We start from the raw sequence: 4,271 nt of genomic DNA, 5'->3' as shown, positions 1-4,271 counted from the left end.
ACGGTCGCCGTGGAGCCCAGCGTGGCGGTGCCGTTGCAGGTGCTGTTCCACCAGTGGCCGTGCAGCTTGTTGTCGGTTCCGACGTAGAGCAGGTCGCTGTATGTGCCGCCGACGCCTGCCGGGTCGTCCAGCGTCCGGGACTGGTCGCTCATGAGTACGCCGGGCTTGGTGGTCTTGAACCACAGCTCGACGGAACGGTCGGGCTGTGTGTGCCCTGGTTCGTACGGTATCTCCACGTAGGAGCTGGTGCCGTTGAAGGATCCCGCTGTGGCGTCGCCTGTGCCGAACGGTCCGGCGACGCCCTGCGTGACGGTGTTGTAGGTGCCGAAGCCGGTGTTGACCTGGTTCGCGGCCTGTGGTGCGGCCTGGGTGTCGTCCAGGCGCCAGTAGCCGGCGGGGGCGGAGCCCATCACGGCGGAGCGGTAGACCTGCGAGGAGCCGGTGACCGTGGGCGGGTTGAGCTTCCAGGTGCCGCCGTTGCCGTCGGTCGCCTGGAGGACGAGGTCGTCGGTGGTGCCGTAGACGACCGAGGCCTGGGTCTTGCCGCCCGGGGTGGTGATCGTCTGCAGCAGCCCGGCGGACCGCTTCGCGGCCTGGTACTGCGCGGAGATCACGCTCTGGGTGAGGGGCTCGGTGTAGATCGCGGCCTCGGCGAGCTGGCCGGAGAAGTGGCCGAGCTGGTCGGTCGCGTTCATCGCGGGCCAGCCGCGGTTGTTCACGCCCGCGCCGAGGCTGATGTACGGGGTGTTCCAGTCCTTGATCTGGCCGGCCTTGCTGCCCTGCGAGACGCCGTCCAGGTAGAGGGTCTGGGTGTTGCCTGCTCCGGTGAGGACCGCCTGGTGCCACTGTCCGTCGTTGACGGAGGCGGCGGAGGTGATCGTGGTGGTGCAGGTGCCGGTGGCCAGGCAGCCTCGGAGCTTGCCGTCGGTGCCGACGTACAGCGCCGGGGTGTTGTACGTCGTGGATGCGACCGGGTCGGCGACGCTCAGCGGCTTGTCGCCGTAGTAGAAGAGGACTCCGCCGGCCTGCGTGGTCTTGAACCACAGCGAGATCGTCGTGTAGGACGGCGTGGCGCCGGGGGCGCTGGGCATCTCGACGTACGAGGTGGTGCCGTTGAAGGTGGCCGTCTTCTGGGTGGAGCCGGCGAGCACGGACGAGCTGCCCAGGGTCACGTTGCGGTACAGACCGTTGTACTTGCCCTGGTTGGAGTCGACGGTGTCCTTGGTGACCGTCTCACCGGCCGTCTCGCCCAGTCTCCAGTACGCGTACGGGTCGGCGTCCAGGACCGTGGTCCTGTGGTGGTTGCCGGTGGCGTAGGTGTAGACGGTGCACTTGAGCGGGTCGGCGGGCGGGCACACCTGGGTGAGCTGGTCGGCCGTGTAGCCGTACTGCCAGGTCTGGGCCGTGGCCGAGTCGCCCGCGGTGGACGGGTCGGTGGCGACCGTCTGGACGTGCCAGGCGGTGGCTCCGGCCGGCTGGAACCAGGCGAGGGTCAGCGACCGCTTGGACGTCTCGTTGGTTATCTTCGTCAGCCGCTTGTTCGCGTCGTACGCGAACGTCTCGGTGCGGCCGGCGAAGTCCTTGATGCTGGATATCGCGTAGACGCCGGCCTTGGTGGTCGCCTGCGTGAAGGAGTAGGCGGTGAAGTCCTTGTCCGTCAGCTTGTAACCGACGGCGGGGGTCGTCACCGCTTCCAGACGCGCGTAGCGGCCCAGCGGGGGCACGAAGGTCCCGTTGGTGTTCCGGCCGAACGCGACCTGCTCACCACCGGGGTACGTGATCACGACGCTGGTGACCGTGCCGGCGCCGTCCTTGGTCTCGGCCGCCTTCATGTCGACGACCGTGGACCAGCCCGCGCCGAAGGCGTGGTCGATCCGCGGGTCGAGGCTGTTGTACGACCGGTCGATCTCGAGGGACGGGCCGATCACCGGCACGTCGGCGTCGGTGTCCTCGGTGGTGTAGTTGCCGTCCGAGGGGTCGAACTCGTGGCCGTCGGTGTTCTGTGCCAGGCCCGAGGTGACGGGGGGCTGCGGCACGGTGGTGGAGAAGCGGCTGGCGGAGTAGAGCACCGAGTCGTAGCCGTCGGTGACGCTGACGTACCAGTTGTAGTTCTTCGACCAGCTGAGCTTTCCAGCGGGCACCTTCCAGGCACGCTCCGCGGTGACACCGGAAGTCGCAACGGGCGTGCTGCTGGTGGAGTCGGCGTCATAGACCTCGAAGGAGTACGACAGCGCCTCGGGCCAGTTGTCGGCGTCGCTGGCGTAGACGAGCAGCTCCGGCTGCAGGGTGTTGGCCTGGAAGTTCTCCGGCGGGTACTGGGCGTTGACCTGCGGCTTGGTGTTCGCCGTGTAGGTCAGGTCCAGGGCCGGGCGGAAGCCCGCGGTCGCCGAATTGTCGGAGTGGAACTTCTTCCAGTGGAGCATGTCGTTGGTCGGCGCAGTCAACGCGAGACCGTAGTTCGCACCACCCGTCGCGACCTGGGTGAACCAGGACGTCGACAGCGACACCGGCATCTTCACACCGACGGTCGCCACGTCGTTGTCGTTGGAGCAGGAGGCTCCGGGCGCGGGCGTCGTCGTGCCGATGGCGGCGCCGTACGTCGGGCCGGGGTAGGTCGTGGTCGTGGTCGGCGACCAGGACTGGGCCACCGGATGGACCGAGAACGGCCGCGGGTCGCAGGTCGAGGACCAGAGGGCGTACACGTTCAGGGTGGCGGCGGTGACCCGCTGCCCCGCGAGCGTGGTGCCCAGCGAGGGGAACTGCAGGAAGGAGTTCGCCTTGTTGACGCCGGAGTCGTAGGAGCCGACCTTGATCATGCTCTCGGTGGAGCGGTCCGCAGCGTAGTTGCTCTGGACGTACGTGGTGTTGGACGCGGTGACCGTCGGGTCGACGGTCACCGGGTAGACCCTCTCGGGGGCGTCCAGCCAGGCACGGTCCGCGGTCATCCGCAGCGCCGGCTTGCCGTCCACGGTGGTGAGCTCGTAGTCCACTGCCCGGGACTGCGCCGGGTCACCGGAGCGCGGGTCGACCTTGGAGTCTTCCATGAACGCGTGCGGGATGGTCGCGACGACCTTGCCGTCGGCGCCGGTGAACTCCACATCGCCGTCGGCTGAGATCCGGGGCGTCAGGCCCTGGACCTCGAGAGGAAAGATCCAGGAGTTCCCGGCGTTCGGGGACTTCAGGACGATGTTCTCCTTGAAGCCCTCAGCGAGGGGGATGATCTGCAGATCGGTGTCGGGCAGCACGTCGGCGTAGGTGACCGTGCCGTTGGCTGCCACAGTGGGCTCGGTCTTCGTGGCGCCCCGCAGCGCATAGGCGAGAGTGCGGCCGCCGCCGAAGTCGACGGAGGCGAGCTGCTGATCGGCGGCGTCCGGCGCGAACTCGACATCGAGCGAGTTCGCGCTCTGCTGGAGCCTGCCGTCGGTGTCCTCGGTCAGCCGGGTGTCGATCGGCTTCCAGGTACCGTCCGCAGCCTTGAAATTAGCGCGGCCGCTGTGATGGCGGACCGTGGTGGAGCCGTCGGCGTTGACGTAGAAGTCCGAGGTGGCCGTCGACTTCTTCGCATCCCGCTTGCTGGTGCGGGCGTCGAAGCTCTTCGCGTCGCCGGCCGCAGTGCCGGTGGTTGCTTCATCGGGCTTGTCGGTCGCCCGCTCGTAGGGGTCGAGTTCACCCTTGCCCTTGCCAGGTTCGCGCCCGGCGTCACCCTCGGCGCTGGTGGCGTCGGACGAGGCGTAGTGACTCTTGCCGCTGGCGGTGCCGCCCTGCTGGTCGGGGGTGTCGAGCGGGTTCTCGTTGGCCCATCTCCAGAGTCCGGAGAGGGAGAATTGGGGCATCTTCACCGGCGAGAGAGTGGCCCCCATGGCCATCGCCGTCTCGGTGGTGAGCATGCCGGAGAAGAAGACAAGGACGAAAAGAGCCGTAGCCCTCAGTCTGCGTCTGCCGGAACGACCCGGTGGAGACAGCCGAGGGCTACGGACCCAACGTATGCGCATGGGCGAGCCTTTACATGGTGCCTACAAAATCTTCGTGAGCCTGCCTCATGCGCGAAGGCCTGCTTCACCCGGGGTCGACCACTTTGCAAGATCGTTACAAGCGGCGCGGTAGCCTGCCGCCCTCTACGCTTGACGTTCTTCGACAGCTCGCCGGACGGCGTCCGCTACAGACGCCTTGAGGTTCTTGCCGGTGGTCACGAGCGCGACATTCCCGGCGCCTTTTGTGCCGTCAACGACAACGAACCGGACCTTCGGGTACTTCTTGGCGCCGTCCTCGGT

Annotated in this window: 1 protein-coding gene; it reads right to left on the bottom strand. The window is 67.6% G+C overall.

Features of this window, described 5'->3' with window-relative positions:
* A partial coding sequence (locus tag ACZ561_RS40025) for a LamG-like jellyroll fold domain-containing protein (RefSeq protein ID WP_471005079.1) occupies window positions 1–3,887 on the bottom strand: 3,887 nt, incomplete at its 3' end.
* Window positions 3,888–4,271 lie beyond the last annotated feature (384 nt).

The organism is Streptomyces sp. NPDC039609 (assembly GCF_055596705.1).
This window is presented reverse-complemented; position numbering and strand designations above follow the sequence as displayed.